Below are 24,433 nucleotides of genomic sequence, written 5' to 3' on the forward strand. Positions count from 1 at the left end.
CGACGGCGTCCGGCATGCCGTTCAGGCGGCGGAGCCGGAACCGTCCGGGTTCAGGCTCAGGGCTTCACCTGGCCATAGTTCACGCCGACCAGCGCGCCGTAGGACTGGTCGTAGCCAGCCTTCACGTCGACGCGGCTGGTGCTCGACGAGCCGTAGACGAAGCCGAAGTTACCGCCGACGAGCCCGCCCAACCGCGCGTACCGGCCGCCGGAAACCGTGCCGCTCGACGACGAGGCGGTGATGACACCAGCATTGCTGCCGACGAGGCCGCCGACCTGGCTCTGCCGGCCGGCTTCGACGTCGCCCGATGCGGTCGATCGTGCGATGTCGCCGCTTTCGTTGGCGCCGACGAGGCCGCCGGCCGACGAGAAGTCGCCGGCCTTCACCGCGCCGGTGGCACGGGAATCGGCGATCGTCCCGAGGTTACGGCCTGCGAGGCCGCCCGCCTTGCTCGATTGCCCGGCCACTACCTTGCCGTTGGCGCTCGACGTGCGGATGATGCCGGTGTTGACCCCCACGAGGCCGCCTGCCGAGCTGTTGTTCAGCACGGTGACGTTGCCCGACGCGTTGGAGGAATCGAGCGTGCCGGCGTTGATCCCGGCAAAGCCGCCCGCCGTGCTGTTGTAGCCCGCGACCACTTCGCCGGATGCGTCGGATGCCTCGATGCGGCCGCCGTTCGTGCCGACGAAGCCGCCGACCGTGCTGTTGTGGTCGCCGTCCACGTTGCCGGTCGCCTGCGAGGTCTCGATGAAGCCGAGGTTTTCGCCGACGAAGCCGCCGAGCGTCGATTGGCCCGCGGCGCGGAGGTGACCTTGCGCGACGGATGCATGGATACGGCCCGCCTTGCCGTTGCGCCCGACGAAGCCGCCGGCGAGGCTGTCGGCACCGGCGACGACGTTGCCCGTCGCGGTCGACGCGTCGATGTCGCCGTCGTTGTAGCCGGCGAAGCCGCCCGCGGCCACGGCCTTGTTGCCCGCCGTCACGTTGCCGTTGGCTTGTGACGTCCGGATTCGGCCGCTGTTCGAGCCGACGAGGCCGCCGACCGTGCTGGACGCCGCCGCGAACACGTCGCCGTCGGCCGTGGAGGAATCGATGTCGCCCAGGTTCACCCCTGCGAGACCGCCCGCGACGCTGCGTTCGCCGACGCTGACCTTGCCGCTGGCGCGCGATGCCGTGATGGTGGCCATGTTGATGCCGACGAGCCCGCCCGCCACGGCATTGTTGCGTGCGGTCACGCTGGCAGACGACGAGGACTGCTTGACGATGCCGTTGCCGTCGTTGATGCCGACGAGCCCGCCGACCTGCGCGTTGGCGCCTGTCGCGTTGATGGTGCCGGCACTCGACGAGCGCTCGATCATGCCGGTGTTGTACCCGACCAGGCCGCCCGTGGCGCCGTCGTGCGCGGCGTTGATGCGCACGTCGGCCTGGCTGTCGCGAATCAGCGCCGAGACCGGCGGCTTGTTCAGCAGCGTCAGGTTCTCGCCCACGAGGCCGCCAACCGTATTCGCGTAGCGATCGGTGTCGATGCGGCCGGACACGCTGGCGCGCTCGATCGTGCCGCCATAGTTCGAGCCGACGAGACCGCCGACGAATGCGGGCCCGGTCGTCGAGACCGTGACGTTTTCGGCCGTCACGTTCGAGATCGTGCCCGAGTTGCTGCCGGCGAGCGTGCCGACCGAAATCGGCGAGCCATACGGCAGACCCGATGCGACCGTCACGATGTCGCGCAGGCTGAGGTTGGCGATGCGGCCGGCGTTGTGCGAGAACAGGCCGACGGTCATTTTGCCGGGGTTGGAAATGTTCAGGCGACTGACCGTATTGCCGAGGCCGTCGAACACGCCGTAGAACGCGCTGTCGGCCGCGATGCTGCGGAAGCTCGCGTTCGCGCCGTCGATCGTGTTGCCGATCACGTAGCGGCCGCCCAGGTTCGCATCGATGCTGCGCAGGTCGGCGACCGTATGCAGCACCTTATAGTCCTCGCCGTTCGAGCGGAACGACGCATTGTCGCCGGACAGCGTCACGGCCGCCTTGTTGTTCAGCGTATGGCCGTTCTTCGCGTTGAGTTCGAGATGCGCATTGCGGCCGGTGAGCTTGACTGCTTCGTTGATACGGATCTTGTCGGCGGCATTGACGTTCAGGCTGGCGTTGGCGCCAGTGGCGGACAGCGCCTGCTGCAGATCGACGTTGCCCTTCTGCGAGGTCAGCGTGAGCGAGCGGTCGCTGTTCCACGCGACCGGGCCGCCGACCGTCAGGTCGCCTTGCGTGTTGGTCAGCGCGACGTTGGTGGTGTCGAGATTGCGCGAGAGGGTGTCGGCGCCGATCGAACGATCGCCGTTTACGCCCGCGTTGGCGGCCTCGATGGTCCAGGTGCCGGCGGCGTTGCCCGCGCGCGTGTCGATGCGGGTATCGGCGGCGACGTCGACGCGCTCGCCGCGCGTGATGACGGAGCCCACCGGTGCGCCGGCTTCGGCCGCGCTCGCGTCGAGCTTGCCAGCGACCTTGACGGTGCCGCCGTCGAGCGTGATCTTGCCGGCGCGGTTGGCGAGGCCCTTCGCTTCGATCGTGCCGGTGTTGTTGACCACGGCGTTCAGCAGGTTGCCGGCCGCGTGCGCGGTCATCAGCACTTCGCCGCCGTCGGCTTTCAGCAAACCGCCGTTGGTGGCCTGCGCGTCGACCGCACCGCCCTCGACCTGCAGGCTGAGCAGGTCGTTGCCGTCGAAGTTGACCTTGAACGCGTTGCCGGCGCCGAGCGCGACGCGGCCCATCTTCGCCTGGATCACGCCGTTGTTGGACACGCGCGCGCCGAGCAGCGCGACGCTGCCGCCGTCGGCGGCAGTGATGTGGCCATCGTTGACGATCGACGCGGTGGAGTGACCGGAGAAGCGATAGTTGCCGGCGAGGAAGTCGGCGTCGGCGATGTTCTGGGTGGACGCGACGAGGCCGCCGACGTTGATCTGCGCGCCGGAGCCGAACAGCACGCCGTTGGGGTTGACGAGGAAGACCTTGCCGTTGGCGTCGAGCTGGCCCTGAATCTGGCTGCCGTTGTTGCCGACCACGCGGTTCAGCGCGATCGACTGCTTGCCGGGTTGACGGAACGCGACGCGCTCGTTGCCGGCGATGCTGAAGTCGTTCCAGTTGGTGATGAGCTTGTCGGTGTGCTGGTTGATGGACATCGACTTGCCGTCGTTTTCGCGAATGATGTCGGCCTTGCCGGCGGTGATGTTCTCGCCGGTGGGCAGTGCGAAGGCGGGCATCGCGGTGAAGCCAAGCAGGGAGAGGACGGCGGCGGCGCGCTTGGCGCTGCCGGGCTTGGCGCGGCGGCGCGCGGTTTCCCCGACTGCGCTCCAGCATCCCTGGGTCTGGTTCCAGACCAATGCGTAGGTCTTGTTCATGAGATTGTTGTTCCTATGGAAAGGTACAGGGTGTTCGCTTCGTATCGATACGTATACCTAACGAAACGGGAAAGGCCGAAGGCATGCAGGACGCACGCTTTCGACGATGCGGGCGACGGGGCCGCCCGTGCTACTTGCGGCTCGCTCCTGCCTGGCGGGCCGCTTGTCGTGTACCGCTCAGAAATACTGGGCGGCTTGCAACCAGACGCTCGGCGACCGCGTGGCCGACGCGACCGGATCGGCGTAACCGACCGGCAGCGCGGCGGTGAGATTGATTTGATGGCGCGCGCCGAACCAGCTCGCGCCGATGCCGAGCGACGACAGCGGCACGGTGTTGCGCTCGCGGGACCATCGCTGCTTGCTGAGCTGGATGCGGCCCGTGTCGGCGAACGCGCTCAGTTGCCAGCCGGGCGCGACGAGATAGCGCAGTTCGGCCGTGGCCTGCCAGCCCTGATCGCCGCTGCCGGCGCCGAGTGCGAATGCACGCACGCCGTACGGGCCGCCGAGGCTGAATTTTTCCGATGCGTCGAGATTGCGCGACGACAGCTGCGCGCTGAATTGGGTGTAGAGCTGGAATCGCGCGCCGAGCGCCTGCAGCCGCAGCGCGCTGACATTCAGCTTCGCGAACTGGCCTTGGGTATGGACGTAGTAGTCCATGTCGAGCGGATCGTTGCCGCTCAGGTGGCCGATGCCGAGCGTGGCGGAGAAGCCGGTCCGGCCGCCGCCGCCGAGGGTGTCCTGATGGTTGCCGCTTACGCCGAACGACCACAGGTCGACGGTCTTGTCGTTGACCACGTCGAACGCGCCGTACACGTCGCGCAAATGCTTGTTTTCGTAGATGACCTGCGCGTCGAGGCTCGTGCGCCTGCTGCGCAGCAGCGGCTGCGTGACGAACGCGGAGCGAACGTCGGCGCCGCCGTGGTAGCGGAGGTCCTTGAGGCTGCCGCCGATCCGGTAGTTCATGTCGGAATACGCGACGCCGACGCGCGTCGATGCGGGGCCGACGGGCAGTTGATACGACGTGCGGTAATAGCGCTGATTCGTATTGCTCGTCAGTCCACGCAGCGAGAAGCGATCGCCGACGCGCAGCGGCGCATTGACGTCGACGCTGCCGGTCGCGCGGTAGCGGCCGGTCAGCGGATCGCCGAAGTTGTCGAGTTCGATCGAGCCGGTGGCGAAGCGGCCGGGTTCGGCATCGATCACGAGATCGGTCGTGCCGGGTTCGGCGCCGGGCCGCAGCGTGCCCTTCGCATCGACGCCGGGCATCTCGTTCAGCAGCATGAGGCTGCGCTCGAGGCGGTTGCCGTGCGCAATCTCACCGGGCTGAAGCGACGCAAGCGGCTGCCGCAGCGCGCGGTCGAGCACGCGTGTGCGGTTGTGCAATTCGATCTGTCCGTAGCGGCCTTCGACGACAGCGATGCGCACGACACCGTGTTCGATGTCCTGGCGGGGAAGATACGCGCGGGCGAGGACGTAGCCGTGTTCGCGGTAGTACGTCGTGATCCGGTTGGCGGCCTGCTGCAGATCGCCGAAGCTCAGGTCGCGGCCGACGAAATCGGCGAGCAGCGGGTCGAGCTGTGCGGCGGGAATGGCCGCATTGCCTTCAACGGCGAATGCGCTGACCGGAATGCGTGGGCCGCCAGCCGCAGCAGGCGAGGGCGCTTCGCTTGGCGCAGGCATCGCGAGATCGGGCGCGGCCGGAGCGGGCAGCGCCGGGCGGAGCGTCTCGACGTCGCGTAGCGACTGTCCCGCATTGGGGACTTGGACTTGTGCATGCGCGAGACCGTGAAACGACAGCGCGAGACCGGTCAGGCACGCGATGCGGAACGGGCGGGAGCGCTTTCGGACGGTAGGATCGGGGCGGCAGGACGGCCAGGCACCGGGCATGGCCGCTGGCGTGGCGGGAGGAAGAGCGGGTACTTGCGCCGGCATCGGGGGCGTCCCGGGCACGGCGTCGAGAGAACGGATGAAATGGATTTTCGACCTCGAACGGTTGCGCCTTTGGGCCGAAGCGTGGTCTTCCGCTCCGGCCGTTTGGATTGCCGACGATGTTACGAAATGGTTCCCTCAATGAATATGGAACAAGTACGAGCGACTTGTTTCCATCATTCATTCTTGTCAGATTCTTCGATTCAATCGCGTCCGTGCTCAAGACGCCGCTGCACGGCGCTTCCGCGACAACCGGTGCTTCAAGACAGCAAGTATCGGCCGCTCGATCCACGCATGACAGGCACAGCCGCATGCGCAGACAGCGGCCAGCGTCGCGAGCGCAGCCGCTGTGCCCGACCACGTGCCGGCGTCGAGGCGCACCCCGACGATCTTGTTCGCTGCACCGATCACGTACGGATGCAGCAAATAGATCGAATAGCTCGCATCGCCGAGGCGGGCGAGCATCGCGTTCCCGATCGTCCAGCCCCGCAGGTCGAGCGCGACCGCGGCGACGATCAGCATGCAGGCCGGCACGCCCCACCAGACGACACGTTCAAAGCCGGCCGGCGTGCCGAACAGGGCGGCAGAGAGCGGTATCGCCGCGAGCGCCGCTGTGGCCGCCGCGAGCCACGCGAAGCGCGGAACACGCCCGGCGATGCCGGTTTCCAGCAGGCGGCAGGCGAGTACCCCAAGCCCGAATTCGAGCACGAACGGCTGGCCGAGATGGGCGGCGACTTCGCCTGCCGGGCCGCCGGCGGCCACGTACGCGCAGAACAGCGCAAGCGCGAGCGCCGCGAACGTCGTTGCATGGCGGGCGCGGACGAACCACATCGATCCGGCGATGACGAGATAGAACAGCATCTCGTATTCGAGCGTCCAGCCGTTGAGGTTCAGCGGCCCCCAATGGCCGTTCTCCTTCACGTATGGCACGAAAAGCAGCGACTTGACGAGATAGTCGAGGCCGGCCGTCGTCGAATTCAGCCATTGGGGCTTCACGACCGCGATCGCGAACACGCCCAGCGTGGTCAGCCAGTAGAGCGGCACGATCCGGATCAGGCGCCTGCGCAGGAAGGCGTGCCCCTCGCGCGGCGCGACGACGGACATGATGAACCCGCTGATGACGAAGAAGATATCGACGCCGGCCTGCCCGAACGGAAGCGTGCCCATGTGATAGCCGACGACGGCGAGCGCCGCGAAGGCGCGTGCACACTGGAGGTTCCGGAAGATGCCGGTCTGGACGGGGAAGGTTTGCATGTCGGGTTTAGCGGGTGATGTCCTTGTGCGGCAGGCGGGCGGGAGTCGGCGTGCCGTTCGTCGCGGCATCGCGCTTTGGCCGGCGTCGACCGGCACGCGGTTCGAATCCCGCGAACTGAAGCGCGCACAGCAAGGCGACGCTGGACAGGTGGCGTGTATAGCTGCCGAGATCGGGTTCGAACAGCATCGATACGGCGACGTGACCGATGACGACGCAGGCGAGCAGGTCGCGGGCCGGATGTGTGCGATGCCGTGCACGACGCCACACGGCGGCCAGCGCGATCCACACGAACAGCTGCATCGCGACTTCCTTGGGGCCCACGTCGAACAGCAGCGGCAGATTCAACCGCAGCACCGCGTACGCATAGTTCGCGCAAAAGGCGACGAACGAATCGGGCGCGACCGGGTTGTAGAAACTCGTGCGCGCGCCGAACGGCGAACCGTAGGCGAGATAGTCGGCTGCCATGTCGCGGGGATGCTGGAGCAGGTAGTACACGTCCGGCGGCAGCAGGAACAGCGCGATCGCGGCAGTGCCGAGCAGCAAGGTCTTGCCGCGCCATGACAGGTGCCGGAACAGGAGCGCGGCCAGCGCGACCGCGAGAATCAGCGCGAAGTAGCTGCGCACGACGGCCGCGTAGCCGGCGTAGAGTGCAACGACGGCCACGAAGGTCCAGGCGGCCGGGCGACGCCGCGCGATGCTGGCCAGCACGAGCGCGATCAGCACGACGAGCGTGTCCTTGCTTGCGACGAACAGGTTGAAGAACACACACGGCGCCAGCAGCACGACGGTCGCGGCCAGCGACCCGACGCGGCGGCCTTCGCCGACGATCCGCCAGATGAACGCCGTGCCGATCGCGGCAACGAACAGCGACGTGCCGGCCGGGCCGAGCAGCGCATAGAACTTCGCGACCGCATCGAACGACGTGCCCTCGTAGGTGCTGCCGCCGCCGATCTGGCTCTGGATCTTCTCCGCGTCGCGGAACACGAACTCGGGCAGGAACGTGCCGGCCTTTGCGTAGACGATCCAGTAGACGAATACGATCATCGCGCCGACGGCGCGCGTCACGCCGCGGCTCAGTGCCGGGCCACCGGCAATCAGGTTACGCAGCATGCGGGGCGGCCTCCGTGCGTGCGGCCGCACGGGACCGGCCGGTGCGCGCGACGATCAGCGCCAGCGTGGCGACGATGCCGGCGCTTGCCGCCAGATGTGCGATGGCCACCCCCATCGCACCAGCGTGAACGATCAGGCTCCATGCGAGCGGCAGGTACGTCAGCGCGAGCGCGATCATCGACAACATCGCGGCGCAGCCGGCACGCAGCGCGATCGCGGCCGTCCACAGCACGTCCGCCGCGCCGCGCAGCACGAACGACACGAGCAGTGTGGCGAGCAATGCGACCTGCCCGGTGCCCGCGGGCTCGTGCGCAAACGCGAACAGGTCGCGATGCAGCGCAAGGACCGCGGCCCCCGCGATCGAGGTGACGGCCACGCTGGCCACCGTCGCGCGCACGGCGAGCCGGGGGAACGTGCCCGGTGCGTCGGACAGCACGCGCACGAAGCGCGGGCCGGCCGTCACGACGACGGTCGAGAAGGCGAGCGCCTGGATCGCGTTGGCGATCGACCACGCGAATACGTACCGGCCGAGCGCATCGGCGCTCAGGTGGCCGCCGCCGATGAACCGCTCCGCGTATTGCAATGACGCGAGGACGATGCCGGCCACGTAGAACGGCAACCCGTGCCGCCAGATCGACAGGACACCGCGCTCGCGCACGGCCGGTGCGCGCGCCGCCTGCGGGCGGTCGTGCGCCTGGCGTGCAGCCGCGCCGATACGCCGCCACGAAAGCACGACGACGCACGTATTGGCCGCGAACCACAGCGCGAAAACCGATTCGATCGAATGCAGGGCGCCGACGAGCAACCCCGCTCCCGCGACGCCGGCCCATGCGCCGGTGCGGACGAACAGCAGCAGCGAGCCGGCGCGAGGTCGATGCAGCGAGAACAGCCAGCCGTTCGCCTCGAATGCCGCATGCTCGGAGAGCGCGACGAGCAGCACGCACCACGCGAGCCGCGTCGACAGGCCGACGCGGGCGAGCAGGGCCGCGTCACCGTTGGCGGTCGCCACGGCGAGCGTCGCGACGAGCGTCAAGTAGAGGCCGCCGTACGCGACGCAGAGGGTGCGCATCGCGCCGAACGCGGGCAGCGGATCGGGTTCGCTGAGCCGCCGGTTGAGTTCGGGACTGAAGCCGAGGCCGAGCAGTTTCGATGCGATCACGGCGGCGGCGACCGCGAGCCCGTACGCGGCGACCGCGTCGAAGCCGAGCGTACGCGCGACGATGATCGCGAGCGTGAATTTCAGGCCGAGCGCCAGGCTGCGCAGGAGCAGGCGCGTCAGCATGGCATGGCCTCGTCGGCTTCGACTTTTGTTTCGATGTCGGAATCCGCACGACGGGCCGCACGCAGTGCGTCGATCACGCGTGCGCGTGCGGCACGGATGCTCGCAAAGCCGCCCTGCGCGGCGTTCCGGAACGCCGCAGCTGCGCCAGGTGCGAGGATCGTCCGGCAGACGCGTGCCGGATCGAAATCCGCGCCGTTGACGACCCAGTCGTCGAGCTTCATGTCCGCATACGCACCGAAGCCCTTGCGCTCGTAGCTGACGTGGAAGGCGGGTACGCCGTGCAGGATCGATTCCAGCGCGCCGTGCAGGCGAACCGATACCGTGACGTCCGGCCGGTCGGTTTCGAGAAGCGTCTTGAGCGGCGTCAGCGGTTCCCGGATGCCGAGGCTGCGGTAGTACGCGGGATCGTCGTTGCCGCGCCCCGTGCTTTGCACGGCAAAGCTGACCCGGCACGTTGCGCGCACCTGCTCGATCAGCCGCGCGATCGATGCGTCGTAGCGCGCGCGTCGTTTCGCGCTCCACGCGGGTGCGCGGCGCAGCACGAATGCAACATGGCGCGCGGTGTCGCTGTTCGGCGGGGTTTGCCGAAGGATGGTCTCGCTGCGATACCCGAAGTCGAGCACCGCGAGATCCGGCACGCGCCGCGTATTCGGATTCGCGGCGAGGAAGGCGGCGGAGCGGTCGTCGCGCACGAACACCGAATCGAACGCGCCGAGCAGCGACTGCAGATGCATGCCGACGGCGCGTGAGGACAGCACCGGGCCGATGCTCTGCGGCAGATAGACGGCGGGCTTGCCGGAGGCAAGCGCAACCCGCATTTGCAGCAGGTGGCCGGCTTCGAGCTTGAGCGCTTCGATGGCCGTGCGCGCGCGCAGATAGCCGCCACCGACGCCGACGATCAGGTCGACTTCGTCGAGCAGGCGGCGCAGTGCTTTCAACCTGCCGTTGATTCGAACGGGCAGCGCGGCAGTGGCGGCGCCGATCAGCCGGTTCGTGCCGCGCTCCGCGAGCACGGGCGCCGCGCATACGTCGTCGTACGCCGGAAACGAAGCCGGATCGGCCGCGACGATCGACACGCGGACGGCATCGCCGAAGGCCTCCCTGAGCAGGCCGACGGACAGGTCGACCAGCAGGCCGTCACCGGAATTGCGGGCGCTGTACGCGTGCAGCAGCGCGACGTGAATGGGGGGCGTCATGCCGGGCCTCGTCTGGAAAGGGTGTGATAGAGGTCGAGCGTGTGCGCGACCATCGTCTCGGCCGAGAATTGACCGAGGGCCGCCGCGCAGTTCGCTCGCATCGCGTCGCGTGCGGCCGGATCGTTGGCAAGCGCGACGATCGCGCGGGCGAAGCGCGTCGTGTCGTCTTCGTTCGGCACCACGACGCCGATGCCGTGCGTGTCGATCAGCTCGGTCGCGCCGGATACCCGCGTGGCGACGATCGGCACATGCGCGGCCATCGCTTCGAGACACACGTAGGGAAAGCCTTCGTAGCGGCTCGGCAACGCGAACAGGTCGAACGCGGAGAAATAGCGGCTCGCGTGGTTCACGCGGCCGACGACGTGAAGATTCGGCGGAAGATCGTCGGCCTCGTTGCCGGCCGCCGTGACGAAGTCGCCGGACCCGATCGCGACGATCTGCACGGTACGGCCGCATTGGCGATACACGCCGCGCGCAATCCGCACGAGACGGTCGATGCCTTTCTGATGATCGAAGCGCCCGACGAAACCAACGACGAGGGCGTCGCGCGCGACGCCGAGTGCGTGTCGTGCCGCCTCGCGCGGCATCAGGGCGGGCGGTCGGACGCCGTTGACGATCGTGTCGACGCGCGCGGCCGGAATGCCGAGCGCTTCGTTCAGGTGTTGCGCCTCGTCGCGCGAGACGGCGACGATCCGGTGCGTGCACAGGCGGCCGAGCAGCCGCTCGATGGTGCCGTAGAACCGGCGCTGGCGGGTACCCAGCGTCGGGTTCAGCGTATAGACCGCGTGCGGCGTGTACACCTGCCGCCACGGCCCCGGGCACAGGCGTGCGATCGCGCCGGCTTTCGAGCTGTGGCTGTGCACGATGTCGGGACGGATGCGCAGCAGGTGGCGATAGACGTGGGCGACCGCGAGCGCGTCGCGCCAGCCGACCGCGCGCTGCATCGGCACCGCATGCACGCTTGCACAGCGTGACAGCACGCGCGCATCGAGGATCGTTGTGTCGAAACGCGGGCCGTGCGGCACGATCAGGTGCAGTTCGATGCCGTCGATTGCGGCGAGTCCGTCGATCAGGTCGGCGAGATGGACGGCCACGCCGCCGCCCGCGGCTTCGACGACGAGCGCGATCCGCAGGCGCGCCGCGCGGGCCGGGGCTTGCCGGGAGCCCAATTCGGTCGTGGCGGAAACGTCCGCCGGCGCGGCATCGCGTATCGCGACGCGTTCGAGGTGACGGGCATCGCTCATCGCGGCTCTCCCCGGCGGCGGGACACGAGCGCGCGCAGCGTGCGGCCGATCGACGATGCCAGGCCGCAACGCGGCGGTGCGTAACGGTACTGCGTATAGCGATAGGCGCCGTAGCGCGAGCTGTACCGGCCGATGTGCGGATCGACGCCGTTGAGCAGCACGCCGCTCGCGGCGATACCGTTGTGCGCGAGGCGCCGCATGGCTTCGTCCAGTTCGGCGACGCGTGTCGTGGCGGCACGTGCCGTGAGCAGCACGGTGCCGGCGTGGCGGCCGAGCGTGACCGCGTCGGTCACCGCGAGAATCGGCGCCGCATCGATCACGACGACGTCGTAGCAGGCCGACAGCACGTCGAGCAGCGCGGCGACGCGTTCGTCGGCAAGCAGCTCGGACGGATACTCGGGCACCGCGCCGGTCGGGATGAAATCGAGGCGCGGCACCACGTCGCGGCAGGTCACGTCGGCCGGCGCGGCCGTGCCCGACAGCAGCTCGGCGAAGCCGCGCTCGCGCGGGACACCGAGCGATTCATGCAGATGACCCTTGCGCAGGTCGCCGTCGACGAGCAGCACGCGCTCGCCGTTGGCCGCGAGCAGCGCCGCGAAATTCGCCGCGACGAACGACTTGCCCGCACCCGGCGCCGGGCCGGTCAGCAGCAGTACATTGTTGCGTGCGCCCTGCATCGCGAAGCGCAGCGCGGTGCGCAGGCTCCGCAGGCTTTCCACGGCCGGATCGTGCGGGTGCCGCGCGCTCAGCAGGTTCGGCCCCGGTGCGTGCTGCGCGATGCGCCGCGCCATCTGCCGCTGGGCCGCCGAATCGGGAATCGTCGCGTAGACGTCGATGTCGAGATGACGCTCGATCTCGTCCGCGTGACGGACGCCGCCGAACAGGAAGTCGCGCGCAAAGGCGAGCGCGATGCCGAGTGCGAGCCCGATCAGCGCGGCCGCCGCGATCACGACGGGCCGCTTCGGGCGTACGGGATCCTCGGGCACGATCGCCGTATCGACGAGCCGCACGCTGCCGGTCTTGCCGGCCTTGACCAGCTCGAGCTGCTGCGTGTTCGCGAGCAGCGCCGTATAGAGATCGGTGTCGACCTTCACGTCGAGCATCAGCCGCACGGCGTTCTGCTGCAGGTCGGGCAGCCGTCGCACCTGATGCTCGAAGCCGCGCTGCTCGCGGCCGAGCGTGGCGATCTGCGCGTCGAGCGCGACCATGTCGGGGTGGCCCGGCGCGAAGCGTGCGGCCATCTCGTCGCGCTTTTGCTGCAGCTCGAGGCGGCGCGTGGTCGCGTCGGCCGTCTGCTGCAGGATCAGCTTCGCTTCCTCGGTCAGGTCGATCGTGCCGTTCGCGTTGCGCATGTCGGTGTAGCGCTGCTCGGCGTCCTGCAACTGGCGCTTGAGCACCGGCAGCTGCGCGTTGAGGAACGCGAGCGATTGCGCCGCGTCGGCGGACTTGCGCTCGATGTGCTGGCGCACGTAGTGGTTCGCGACTGCCTGAAGCTGCGCCTGGATCCGTTGCGGATCGGGGCCGCGCAGCGTCGCGACGATCACGCCCGACTGCTTGATCTTTTCCTGGACGTCGAGGCCGCGCCGCAGCGTGTCGATCGTCTCGGCGCGCGATTCGCGCACGAGCGTGAAGCGGGTGGCCGGGTTCGCATCGACGCGCGCGACGTCGATCGCGATCGGGCCGCTCGCGGTCGGGAAGGTTTCCACGTGCCCGATGCGGCCGGTGACGGCCGACGGCAGCGCGGGCCCGGTCAGCCGGTAGCGCTGGCCGTCGAGCAGCGTCAGCTCGAAGCGCTCGCCTTCGAGCGGCCGGGGCACGTCGAAGCGCGCGACCGCGATCGCTTCCTCGCCCCACGCATAACCGCCGAACCCGAGGAGGCCGGGGTGCGCGAGGCCGGTGTTGAAACGCGACACGAAATCGCCGACCAGCGGAAAGCGCTTCGGCTGCACGACGATGTAGCTGCGCAGCTCGTCGACGGCACGCGTGACGACGAGCCGCGACGCGAGAATCTGCGCTTCGGCCGCGGCGCTCGACTTGATGTCGAACAGCGACGACACGTCGCCGAGCATGCTGTTCGCGGCGGCTGGGTCGCCGCTGTCCTCGACCTGGAGCAGGATGTCGGCCTGGTATTGCGGCGGGGCGAGAAATGCGTACAGCGTGCCGGCGCCGACGCAGGCGGCGGTTGCCAGCGCGATCAGCCAGCGTTGGGACACGAGCACGTCGACGACGCCGGCGAGGTCGAGCTCGGCGCCGCGATCGTGCGATCGCTCGCGGGAAACAGGAGAGGTCATCGATTCGGTCCGGAAAGCGGGGTGGAGGGGGAGGCGGCCGGCGCGATGCGCGCGCACCACGCGTCGACACCGCGCTCGATGAGCCGCAGGCTGTGTTCGAACGACGCGCGCGGGCCGAGATACGGGTCGGGCACGTCGAAGCCCTGACCGGTGCCGCCGAGGCGGAACACGCGGCCGCACAGGAACGGGTGGCGGCGCTCGAGCCAGCGCTTCTGCTCCAGGTCCATCGTCAGGATCAGGTCGGCGCGTGCGGCGTGCCGTGACGACACCTGGCGCGCGCGGTGCGTGGCGAGGTCGAGGCCGCGCGCGCGCATCAGGTCGATGGCGTGCGGGTCGGCCGGCTGGCCGTCGAGCGCGCCGATCCCGGCCGACTGCACGTCGACGCCGGGCAGGCGCGCGCCGAGCAGCGCCTGCGCCATCGGGCTGCGGCAGACGTTGCCGACGCACACGACGAGCAGCGTGGCGATGGCGCTCATTTGACGGCGAGCGCCGCGGCGGCGCTGGTGCTGACGCCGGGCAGCAGCAGGCTCAGCACGCGGCTGAAGCGCACCAGGCCGTTGCCGTCGACGTAGACGATGTCCTTCGGCTGCAGCGCGAACTCGTTGGCGAGCACCATCGACACGGGGGAGCGCGCGTCGAGGTGGAACACCTGCGGATCGCTCGTCTGCGAGCCGCGGATCACGAACATCTGCGCGGCGTCGGCGGTATTGGCGTTCACGCTGCCGGCCTGCGACAGCGCGTCGGACAGCGTCAGCCGGCCGTCGCGCAGCGGTACCGCGAGCGACGGCTTGTTCACTTCGCCCATCACGTACACGCCGTAGTCGCTGCGTGCCGGCACGTGCAGCAGGTCGCCGGCGGCCAGCACGACGTCGGCGGGATTGCGGCCGTCGCGCAGCATGCGCGTCAGGTCGAGCGGATAGGACACGCCGTCGCGCACGAGCGTCATGCGGCTCTGGTCGGCGGCCGTGCCGAGCCCGCCCGCGCGGCCGAGCGCTTCGTAGAGCGTCATCGGCACGTCGTTGACGGGCTGCGCACCCGGCGTGCGGACTTCGCCGTCGATATAGACCTGCTGCGAGCGGAACGACGCAACGCGCAGCGTGACTTGCGGATTGCGATAGACGCGCGACAGCGCGGCGGCGATGCGTGCCTGCGCGGCGTCGGCCGTGAGACCCGCGACCGGCACGCTGCCGGCGAACGGGAACGCCAGGTTGCCGTGCGAATCGACGACGAAGCCCGCGACCGGGTCGGCCGCGCGCGGCGCGTTCTGCTGCGCGGCGCCTTGCGCGGCGGCGAGTTCGGGGTGATCCCAGACGGTGATCTGCAGCACGTCGCCGGGGCCGAGGCGATAAGCGCCGGGCGCGGCCGCCAGCCGGTCGGATGGCAGGTGCTGTTGCTGCGCGGCCTGTGCGTCGAGTTGGCGAATCAGGCTGGCGTCGATCGTCGTGATCCGGAACGGAACGCTCCCGCCGGTGTTCGCGTGTCCGGCAGGCTGGCCGTCGGCGGCGGGGGGCGGTGCGCTCATCTGCATGCCGGGTGAGAATGCACAGGCCGAGAGCGCGACGCTGACCGCTGCGGCCAGCAGCGTGCGCATGCGGTAGGGACGTGCGGATCCGGCCCGCTCGATCGTGGCGGAAGTCATCAGTCATCCTTATCGTGATGCGGCGACGCGCGGTGGCGGTGCCGCGTGCGTATCAGTACGCGTTGCGGTGGGACCAGCCGCGCAGGGCGGTGGCCAGGACGATGCGCATGTCGAGGGCGAACGACCAGTTGCGCAGGTAGTGGAGATCGGCTTCGACGCGGCGCTGCATCTTTTCCACGCGATCGGTCTCGCCGCGCAGGCCGTTGATCTGCGCCCACCCGGTGATGCCCGGCTTGACGCGGTAGCGGTGGATATAGCCGTCGACGATCTTCCGGTAGAGGTCGTCGTGCTCGAGCGCGTGCGGGCGCGGGCCGACGACCGACATCTCGCCGCGCAGCACGTTGAGGAACTGCGGCAGCTCGTCGAGGCTCGTGCGGCGCAGGAACGCGCCGACCCGTGTGATGCGCGGATCGTCGCGCGTCGCCTGGTGCACTTCACTGCCCGTGTCGTGCAGCCGCATCGTGCGGAACTTGAAGATCGTGAACGCCTGGCCGTCCGCGCCCTTGCGTTGCTGGCGGAACAGGACGGGGCCGTGCGACGACAGCCGGACTGCTGCCGCGATCGCGAGCAGCAGCGGCGCCATGCCGACGAGGACGGTGGCCGCGAACACGCGATCGAAGATCGCCTTGTGCAGCAGCGCGCGCGACGACAGCGGCGACGCGACCAGGTTGATCGCTGGTGCACCGACGAGGTCGATCATTTCGCCGTCGAACATCGCGAGCTTGCTGACGTCCGGCATGAAGCGGATGTTGACGAGATCGTCGCGGAATGCATCGAGCACGGCCATCACGATGCGCGCCTCGCCGATCGGCAGCGCGAGCCAGACTTCGGGAATCGCGTGCGTGCGGACATGCTGTGCGAACGTATCGAGATCACGGAAGCGCGGCATGCCGCCCGGGCTCGTCGTATCGGCGCGGGCGATATCGAACATCGCCGCCGCGCGGAATCCGGCCGACGGCACACTGGCGATGCGGTCGAGCACGGCGTCGCGATGGGCGCCGGAGCCGACGATCGCGACGAGGCGATCGCTTTCCTGCGGGCTGCCGATCCGTTCGAGCGTCGTGCCGGCGACGACGCGCGACGCGACGAGCGCGATGCCGCTCGTTGCGGTCCAGAGCAGGTACCAGGGCAGCGGAATGGCGAGGGTCGGCGCGAGCGCCCGCATCACGAGCGCCGCGCCGGCCTGCGCGATCAGCCACGCGAACGCGATGAGCAGTGCGGTGCGGTGCCTGGCGGGGCGGGCCGGTGCGTGGTAGAGCCGGAGTGCGGGAAACAGCATCAGCGCGAAGGTCGCCGCGCAGGCGACGGCGGCCAGTTCGGACGAACGGTCGACGTTCGTGCCAGGCAACACGAGCGCGGCGGCCAGCGCGCCGAACGAAATCAGTGCGACGTCGGCAATGCGCGCGATCAGGCCGCCTGCGGCACGCGCTGCATGTGCGTGCCGTGGTTCGAATGAAGTATCCATATACCCTCCTGCTGCCGTTCTGATTGAGATGGACGCCCGTTGTCCCGATTGCGACGCGATATCGCACGCTCGGCCGGAGCGGAGCGTGACCGCTGTTTCCACTGCATGGGAAATGCATCGGGGAAGGAGGCGCTGCTGCGGTGGTGCCGGTCGGCCTGATGAGTTGCGACGGATCTTTTCGAGCTTGGCGCCATGAAGGGCGAATGCTTGCGAAACGTTGCGGCCGACTCGATGGGGTCAATTTTCAGGAAGCAGGGGCCTGATTTATATAGAACGCCTACTAAATTCCAGGGGAATGGATTAGTACGAGTACGAATCAGTGGAATTTCTGTCCGAATGAACGAATGACGGAGTCGGACTTGACTTTAGAAAGACGTGCGATGCCGGGTCGTCGAGGTGGACGGATCGCAACAAGCGGAGCGCGGCGGGCGAAGAAGGGCGGGATTGTGGCAGCCGAAGAAATGGCGTGCGGGACGGCGGGCGCGTAGAGGGAGCCGCAGCAACGGTGAGCGGGGCGATTGCCGTGATCAACGCGCCGGCGCGCGACTCGTGGCACGCCGGCGTTTCATGTCAATCCGGTCACCCGTTCCGGAAAATCTCGCTATACGCGCTCAACGCCGGCACGCCGCCGAGATGCGCATACAGCACCTTCGACCCCGGCTCGAATTCGCCGAGCCGGACCTTGTCGCGACAGGTGCGCTCGTTCATGGTACTCAAGGAGATTCTTTCGACGCATGCGCTGCCGGTGTAGCGCATCGTGATGCGGCTGACCGCGCATGCTGTGTTGGCGGCGTGCGGGCAAAACGAAGTGAGCGCGATCGGCACACGGAGTCACACCTGTTGCGCCGCACGACCACGGCCAACCTCCACGCGTTCGAACACGGCGGTAAAGGCATAGCCTCGCTCGTCGCCGTGACAAGTCGACGCGCTACCGCTTGCGCCGTGTCGGGTCGATGCCGTTTTGTTCGAGTAGCTTTCGCAGTCTTGTGTTATTGCCCCACAGCGTAGCGAAGGCTATCAACATCACGAGTTTTGTGGTCGCACCAAGCAATTCCGAGACCGTCGCATCCGGACCTAGCGTCTTTAGCGCGCCCATCATCTCAAATTGTGTGCTCGTGTTCCGCGACTATCTTGCGGGAAATGTGTCGAGTGGAGACTCGACGAAAATTCTTGAGACGGTTGAAAAAGCGCTCGACAACATTGCGTGTGCGCTCAGCGTTGCCACGGCGCTCCGCCGGGCTGCCGCACCGTTTTTCCGAGCCGTTCGCGCGCCGTGTGCAGCATTGCCTCATCGAGTTCACCGTCATCCGCCAGCGCCTTCAACGCGGCGAGCACGATGCTCGCTCGATCGACTTCGAAGAACGCGCGCAGCGCCTCGCGCGTATCGCTGCGGCCGAACCCGTCGGTGCCGAGCGTCACGTAGCGGCGCGGCACGTATGCACGGATCAGCTCGGGCACCGCGCGCACGTAGTCGGTCGCCGCGATCACGGGGCCTTGCGTCGCGGCAAGCTGCTGCGTGACATAAGGCTCGGCCGCCGTGTCGCCGAGTCGCGACAGCCGTTCGGCTTCCATTCCGTCGCGTTGCAGTTCGCTGAAACTCGTGACGCTCCACACGGCGGCATCGATACCCCAGTCGTCCTTCAGCATCCGCTGCGCGGCGAGCACTTCGCCGAGGATCGCGCCCGCGCCGAGCAACTGCACGTGCGCCGTTGCGTTCGAACCGGACGGCAGCCGGTGCATGCCCTTCAGGATGCCTGCGCGTCGCGTGGCCGGATCGTCGTCGGGCATCGACGGCTGCGCGTAGTTCTCGTTCATCACCGTCACGTAATAGAACACGTCGCGCTGTTGCTCGACCATCTCGCGCATGCCGGCATCGACGATCGTCGCGACTTCGTACGCGAACGCCGGATCGTACGCGCGGCAGTTCGGGATCGTGGACGCCGCAAGATGGCTGCTGCCGTCCTGGTGCTGCAGCCCCTCGCCGCCGAGCGTCGTGCGGCCCGATGTCGCGCCGACGAGGAAGCCGCGCGAGCGCTGGTCGGCGGCGGCCCAGATCAGGTCGCCGATGCGCTGGAACCCGAACATCGAGTAGTAGATGTAGAACGGCAGCATCGGCAGGTCGTGCACGCTGTACGCGGTCGCCGCGGCGATCCACGACGACACCGCGCCGGCCTCCGAGATGCCTTCCTCGAGGATCTGCCCGCGCGTGTCCTCGCGGTAGTAGAGCATCGAGCCGAGATCCTCCGGTTCGTAGCGCTGCCCGAGCGGCGAGTAGATGCCGACCTGCCGGAACAGGTTCGCCATGCCGAACGTGCGCGCTTCGTCCGCGACGATCGGCACGACGCGCGGGCCAAGCGCCGGATCCTTCAGCAGCGCGGCCAGCATGCGCACGAGCGCCATCGTCGTCGACATCTCGCGGCCCGCCGCATCCAGCGCGAACGCACCCCAGGCCGGTGTCGGCGGGACGGTGAGCCCCTCCGACGCCACCATCCGCCTTCTGGGCAGATAGCCGCCCAGGGCAGCCCGGCGAGCGTGCAGGTAGCGCATCTCGGGGCTGTCTTCGGCGGGTTTGTAGAACGTGAGCTGCTCGACGTCGAGATCCGACAGCGGCAGCCGGAAGCGGTCGCGGAACGCCTTCAGGTCGTCGACGTCGAGCTTCTTCTGCTGGTGGGTCGTCATCCGGCCCTGGCCGGCCGTGCCCATTCCGTAGCCCTTCATCGTTTTCGCGAGGATCACGGTCGGCTGGCCGCGATGCGCGAGTGCGCGCGCATACGCGGCGTGCAGCTTGCGTGCATCGTGGCCGCCGCGGCGCAGGCGATCGATTTCCGCGTCGGTGAGCTGCGCGGCGAGGGCGTCGAGCGCCGGGTCGCGGCTGAAGAAGCGCGCGCGGTTGTACGCGCCGTCGTTCGCGGAGAAGGTCTGGAACTGGCCGTCGACGGTGTCGGCGAACGCGCGGGCGAGCGCGCCCGCATGGTCGCGCGCGAACAGCGGATCCCAGTCGGATCCCCACAACACCTTGATCACGTTCCAGCCGGCACCGGCGAACAGCGCCTCGAGCTCGTCGATCACGCGGCCGTTGCCACGCACCGGGCCGTCGAGCCGCTGCAGGTTGCAGTTGATCACGAACACGAGGTTGTCGAGCCCCTCGCGCGCGGCGAGCGACAGCGCGCCGAGCGATTCGGGCTCGTCCATCTCGCCGTCGCCGAAGAAGCCCCACACCGTGCGCGCGGCCGTGTTCGCGAGGCCGCGATGCTGCAGGTAGCGCATGAAGCGCGCCTGGTAGATCGCGTTGATCGGGCCGATGCCCATCGAGCCGGTCGGGAACTGCCAGAAGTCGGGCATCAGCCACGGGTGCGGATACGAGCACAGGCCGGGCCCGGCGATCTCGCGGCGGTAGTGCTTCAGGTGCGCGTCGTCGAGGAAGCCTTCGAGATACGCGCGCGCATAGACGCCCGGCGACGAATGCGGCTGGAAGTAGACGAGGTCGCCGCCCGTGCCGCGTTCACCGTGTTCACCCTGTTCGCTGCTGCCGTCGGCCGCTGCCGCGCGGAAGAAATGGTTGAAGCCGACTTCGAACAGGTCGGATGCCGACGCGTAGCTCGCGATGTGGCCGCCGAGCTCGCCGTACGCGCGGTTCGCACGCACGACCATCGCGAGCGCGTTCCAGCGCAGCGCGGCGGACAGCCGCTCTTCGAGCTCGGCATCGCCCGGGTAGGGCGGCTGGTCGTGTGCGGCGATCGTGTTCAGGTACGGCGTGACGGGCCCGCGCGCCGCCGCCAGGCCGCTCGCGTGCGCATGGGCGGCGAGCCGGTCGAGCAGGAACTGCGCGCGGTCCTTGCCGACGTGCGCGAGAACCGCGTCGAGCGCTTCGAGCCATTCGGCGGTTTCTTCCGGGTCGGCGTCGGCGTGCGCGAGGTTCGCGCGCCGCGTGGCGTCGAGTCCGTTCGACAGGTCCGTCATCGCAGGTCTCCCGCGCACCGGTTCGAAGCGGTGCGCAATCAGTGGCAATCGGTCGGATCATGCTACCCGCCGATCTGCAAAATATGCGTCTGATTTCATTGGGATTTCTCGTGCGGATAGTGTAAATATTCCGGTTATGGCCACTCTTCCGGAATATTTCGACCATGAGCGCAAACCCGCGGCGGCTCGACCGCATCGACATCGGCATCCTGAACCAGCTTCAGCAGAACGCGCGGATCACGAACGCGGAACTCGCGCGCGCGGTGAACCTGTCGGCCACGCCCTGCTTCAACCGCGTGCGCGCGCTGGAGAAGCTCGGGCTGTTCCGGCAGCAGGTCACGCTGCTCGACCCGGAGCCGCTCGGGCTGCGGATCAACGTGTTCATCCAGGTCAGCCTCGAGAAGCAGGTCGAGGATGCGCTGCAGCGCTTCGAGGAAGCGATCTCGCAGCGGCCCGAGGTGATGGAGTGCTACCTGATGTCGGGCGACGCCGATTACCTGCTGCGTGTCGTGATGCCCGACATGCGCACGCTCGAGCGCTTCATCATCGAGCGGCTGACGACGATTCCCGGCGTGTCGAACATCCGGTCGAGCTTCGCGCTGAAGCAGGTGCGCTACAAGACCGCGCTGCCGCTGCCGGCGGCGGGGCTGACGCTGGTCGATCCGGACGAGTCGGCGTCCGACTGGAGCTGAATGTGCGTCGGCGGGCGAAACCGCCGGCTTGCCGACGAAACGGCGACAGTCGCCCGACACCGCCGAAAGGGATCGAACGAAACGTGCGCAAGTGCGTTGCACGTTCACGACGCCTCGCGAAACGATCGCGTATGCTCGTCCGTTCCGTGGCACAGGAGGCCATCGGAGTCGGTTCATTCGTGTGACGACCCATCAACGAGCGAGGGCACCATGGCAAGACAGACGATGGCGGAATACCTGGCGAAGACGCTGGCGGCAGCGGGCGTCGAGCGCATCTGGGGCGTGACGGGCGACAGCCTGAACGGCCTGTCGTTCAGCCTGAGCCAGATCGGCTCGATCCGCTGGATGCATACGCGGCACGAGGAAAGCGCCGCGTTCGCGGCCGGCGCGGACGCCGCGTCGACCGGGCGGCTCGCGGTGTGCGCGGGCAGCTGCGGCCCCGGCAACCTGCACCTGATCAACGGCTTGTACGACTGCCACCGCAATCACCAGCCGGTGCTCGCGATCGCCGCGCACATTCCGTCGACCGAGATCGGTCTCGGCTACTTCCAGGAAACCCATCCGCAGGCGCTGTTCCGCGAATGCAGCCACTTCGCGGAGCTCGTGACCAACGCGTCGCAGTTCCCGCGCGTGCTCGCGCGGGCGATGCGCACGGCGATCGACGAGCGCGGCGTCGCGGTGATCGTGCTGCCGGGCGACATCGGGCTCGGCGACGGCCCGGAAGAGCCGCCGGCGTGGAGCGAATCGGCCCCGCCGTCGATCCTGCCGGCCGATGCCGATCTCGACCGGCTCGCGGCACTGCTCAACGCGTCCGACGCAGTCACGCTGCTGTGCGGCAGCGGCACGCAGGGCGCGCACGACGAGGTGGTCGCGCTGGCCGACACGCTCGGCGCGCCGGTCGTGCACGCGCTGCGCGGCAAGCAGTTCGTCGAATGGGACAACCCGTTCGACGTCGGGATGACGGGGCTGATCGGCTTCAGCTCGGGCTACCACGCGATGGAATCGTGCGACACGCTGTTGATGCTCGGCACGGACTTCCCGTACCGGCCGTTCTATCCGTCGAACGCGAAGGTCGTGCAGATCGACTGGAAGGGCTCGCAGCTCGGCCATCGCGCGCCGCTCGCGCTCGGGCTCGTCGGCACCGTGAAGGAAACGATCGCGGCGCTGCTGCCGCGCTTGACGCGCAAGACCCAGCGGCGCTTCCTCGAGAACGCGCTGAAGCACTACGCGGCCGCGCGCAAGGGGCTCGACGATCTCGCGGTGGCCGAGCCGCCGGGCCGCGCGATCCATCCGCAATACCTGACGAAGATCGTCGACGAAGTCGCGGCGGAAGACGCGATCTTCACGGCCGACGTCGGCACGCCGACGCTGTGGGCCGCGCGCTACCTGACGATGAACGGCAAGCGGCAACTGCACGGCTCGTTCAATCACGGGTCGATGGCGAATGCGATGCCGCAGGCGCTCGGCGCGCAGGGCGCGCATCCGGGGCGGCAGGTGGTGTCGCTGTCGGGCGACGGCGGGCTGTCGATGCTGCTCGGCGATCTGCTGACCGCACGCCAGCTCAAGCTGCCGATCAAGGTCGTCGTGTACAACAACAGCCTGCTCGGCTTCGTGTCGATGGAGCTGAAGGCGGCCGGCTATCTCGACACGAACGTCGACCTGAGCCCGACCGATTTCGCGGCGATCGCGAAGGGCGCCGGTATCTTCAGCGTGCGCGTCGAGCATTCGGAGAACGTCGAGCAAGCGTTGCGCACGGCGTTCGAGCATGACGGGCCGGCGGTGGTCGATGTCGTCACGTCGAAGTACGAACTCGCGATGCCGCCGAAGATCGAGCTCGCGCATGCGAAGGGCTTCAGTCTGTTCATGCTGCGCGCGATCCTCAGCGGGCGCGGCGACGAAATCGTCGAACTGGCGAGAACCAACTTGCGGTGAAGGTCGGTCGCGCGCCGTGTGGCGAGCATGGCGCGCGGTTCACAGCCCGGGCCGTGCCGCCGGCTCTCGCACGGCTTGGGCTGCCAACCTCCATGCGGCGGGCGGATAGTGGTTTGCGGGAGAGGGACATCGCGGGCCGAAGTCCCGACCCCATTTGTGTCGCCGGGCGCTGACAGTCGACGATTTCGCGGAGACCCGGACGGCGCTGCAGCCGATCCGGCACGAATTAGTCAGGCAAATCAGGGTCAATCTTCACGTCACCTTAAGTTTGCGTTTCCTAGAATCGATTGACCGTCGCGCGTCCTGCGGCGGATCGATTCGCCCCAGGAGGATGCGCATGAACCTTGCCCGTATCGCCGTAGCCCTGTCCCGCGCAGTCGTCGGCCCGCCGCCGCTGACCGCGCAAGCGTTCGAGGCCCGCGTATGACGTGGCCGAACGCGTGGCGTGTCTCGGCACTGTTCGTGCGCGAGTGGGTCGGCCGGCCGGCTGCGGTGGGCGCGTTGTGCCCGAGTTCGCGGCATCTGGCGCGCGAGATGGCCGACACGGTGCCGGACGGCGACGGGCTCGTCGTCGAACTCGGCGGCGGCACCGGCGCGATCACCGCGGCGCTGCTCGAACGCGGCGTTGCGCCGCGACGCCTCGTCGTGGTCGAACGCTCGCCGGCGTTCGTGCGGCATCTGCGGCGACGCTTTCCCGGTATCTCGATCGTGTCGGGCGACGCGCGACAGCTCGAACGGTTGTTGCCGCCGGACGCCACGGTCGACGCGATCGTGTCGTGCCTGCCGCTGCGCACGCTGCCGCGCGAGGACGTGACGGCGATCGTCGGTCAATGTCATCGCGTGCTGTCGGCCGCCGGCGTGATGATTCAATTCACCTACGACCTGCGCCCGCCCGGCCGTCACCCGCTGGGCGATTCGTCATTCGTCGCGTGCGACAGCCGGATCGTCTGGGCCAACCTGCCGCCCGCGCGCATCGTGACCGTGCGTTGCGCCGCCGCATACGCAGGCTGACCGCGCCGGCTTCTGCTTTGCTCGCCGCCACCCGC

Annotated in this window: 15 protein-coding genes and 2 pseudogenes; 4 read left to right on the plus strand and 13 right to left on the minus strand. The window is 68.5% G+C overall.

All coding sequences use genetic code 11. The annotated features are described in order from the left end of the window. Positions 1 to 56: 56 nt before the first annotated feature. The 12 genes and pseudogenes from GJG85_RS26340 to GJG85_RS26395 form a co-directional block, all read right to left on the minus strand. Positions 57 to 3,392: a GLUG motif-containing protein gene (locus GJG85_RS26340; protein WP_204383996.1), complete on the minus strand. Its 3,336-nt coding sequence runs from the start codon at positions 3,390 to 3,392 to the stop codon at positions 57 to 59. Positions 3,393 to 3,569: 177 nt separating this feature from the next. Continuing rightward, complete coding sequence (locus GJG85_RS26345) at positions 3,570 to 5,072, minus strand: ShlB/FhaC/HecB family hemolysin secretion/activation protein (RefSeq protein ID WP_239468950.1); 1,503 nt, start codon at positions 5,070 to 5,072, stop codon at positions 3,570 to 3,572. Between the two features lie 468 nt (positions 5,073 to 5,540). Continuing rightward, a complete protein-coding gene (locus tag GJG85_RS26350; RefSeq protein ID WP_050018196.1) occupies positions 5,541 to 6,575 on the minus strand; it encodes an acyltransferase in 1,035 nt (344 codons plus the stop codon). 7 nt (positions 6,576 to 6,582) lie between these two features. Next, entirely contained in the window at positions 6,583 to 7,686 is a 1,104-nt protein-coding gene (locus tag GJG85_RS26355; RefSeq protein WP_050018197.1) for a hypothetical protein, read from the minus strand. Then, positions 7,676 to 8,968, minus strand: a complete 1,293-nt coding sequence (locus GJG85_RS26360) for a polysaccharide biosynthesis protein (RefSeq protein WP_089488954.1) — start codon at positions 8,966 to 8,968, stop codon at positions 7,676 to 7,678. Before GJG85_RS26360 ends, GJG85_RS26355 begins: the two co-directional genes overlap by 11 nt. Beyond that, positions 8,962 to 10,164: a polysaccharide pyruvyl transferase family protein gene (locus GJG85_RS26365; RefSeq protein ID WP_204383998.1), complete on the minus strand. Its 1,203-nt coding sequence runs from the start codon at positions 10,162 to 10,164 to the stop codon at positions 8,962 to 8,964. The genes GJG85_RS26360 and GJG85_RS26365 overlap by 7 nt, the downstream gene beginning before the upstream one ends. After that, positions 10,161 to 11,408, minus strand: coding sequence for a glycosyltransferase family 4 protein (locus GJG85_RS26370; protein ID WP_080334429.1), 1,248 nt, complete (start codon positions 11,406 to 11,408; stop codon positions 10,161 to 10,163). The genes GJG85_RS26365 and GJG85_RS26370 overlap by 4 nt, the downstream gene beginning before the upstream one ends. Further along, positions 11,405 to 13,699, minus strand: coding sequence for a polysaccharide biosynthesis tyrosine autokinase (locus tag GJG85_RS26375; RefSeq protein ID WP_050018200.1), 2,295 nt, complete (start codon positions 13,697 to 13,699; stop codon positions 11,405 to 11,407). The genes GJG85_RS26370 and GJG85_RS26375 overlap by 4 nt, the downstream gene beginning before the upstream one ends. Then, positions 13,696 to 14,175, minus strand: coding sequence for a low molecular weight protein-tyrosine-phosphatase (locus GJG85_RS26380; RefSeq protein ID WP_089488957.1), 480 nt, complete (start codon positions 14,173 to 14,175; stop codon positions 13,696 to 13,698). The genes GJG85_RS26375 and GJG85_RS26380 overlap by 4 nt, the downstream gene beginning before the upstream one ends. Beyond that, positions 14,172 to 15,338 (minus strand): polysaccharide biosynthesis/export family protein, encoded by a 1,167-nt coding sequence (locus GJG85_RS26385; protein WP_050018202.1) that lies wholly within the window; start codon positions 15,336 to 15,338, stop codon positions 14,172 to 14,174. The genes GJG85_RS26380 and GJG85_RS26385 overlap by 4 nt, the downstream gene beginning before the upstream one ends. A gap of 52 nt (positions 15,339 to 15,390) precedes the next feature. Further along, positions 15,391 to 16,803: an undecaprenyl-phosphate glucose phosphotransferase gene (locus tag GJG85_RS26390; protein WP_089488958.1), complete on the minus strand. Its 1,413-nt coding sequence runs from the start codon at positions 16,801 to 16,803 to the stop codon at positions 15,391 to 15,393. A 579-nt stretch (positions 16,804 to 17,382) separates the two neighbouring features. Beyond that, positions 17,383 to 17,490: pseudogene (locus GJG85_RS26395) on the minus strand (aminocyclopropane-1-carboxylate deaminase/D-cysteine desulfhydrase family protein); the annotation flags it as partial. Between the two features lies 1 nt (position 17,491). Between GJG85_RS26395 and GJG85_RS35070 the strand changes: the two are divergent. Then, positions 17,492 to 17,554: pseudogene (locus GJG85_RS35070) on the plus strand (Lrp/AsnC family transcriptional regulator); the annotation flags it as partial. A 461-nt stretch (positions 17,555 to 18,015) separates the two neighbouring features. Here GJG85_RS35070 and mdeB read toward each other — a convergent pair. Further along, on the minus strand, positions 18,016 to 20,763 hold the full coding sequence (mdeB, locus tag GJG85_RS26400) for an alpha-ketoglutarate dehydrogenase (RefSeq protein WP_089488959.1): 2,748 nt from the start codon (positions 20,761 to 20,763) through the stop codon (positions 18,016 to 18,018). A 164-nt stretch (positions 20,764 to 20,927) separates the two neighbouring features. Here mdeB and GJG85_RS26405 point away from each other — a divergent pair, with 164 nt between their 5' ends. From GJG85_RS26405 to GJG85_RS26415, 3 genes are all read left to right on the plus strand, one after another. After that, positions 20,928 to 21,455: an Lrp/AsnC family transcriptional regulator gene (locus GJG85_RS26405; protein ID WP_050017644.1), complete on the plus strand. Its 528-nt coding sequence runs from the start codon at positions 20,928 to 20,930 to the stop codon at positions 21,453 to 21,455. A 210-nt stretch (positions 21,456 to 21,665) separates the two neighbouring features. Then, on the plus strand, positions 21,666 to 23,387 hold the full coding sequence (gene poxB / locus GJG85_RS26410; protein WP_204383999.1) for a ubiquinone-dependent pyruvate dehydrogenase: 1,722 nt from the start codon (positions 21,666 to 21,668) through the stop codon (positions 23,385 to 23,387). A 423-nt stretch (positions 23,388 to 23,810) separates the two neighbouring features. Continuing rightward, a complete protein-coding gene (locus GJG85_RS26415; RefSeq protein WP_050017647.1) occupies positions 23,811 to 24,398 on the plus strand; it encodes a methyltransferase domain-containing protein in 588 nt (195 codons plus the stop codon). Positions 24,399 to 24,433: the final 35 nt, after the last annotated feature.

The sequence above is a fragment of the Burkholderia sp. MS389 genome (assembly GCF_016899425.1).
GTDB classification, from domain to species: domain Bacteria; phylum Pseudomonadota; class Gammaproteobacteria; order Burkholderiales; family Burkholderiaceae; genus Burkholderia; species Burkholderia sola.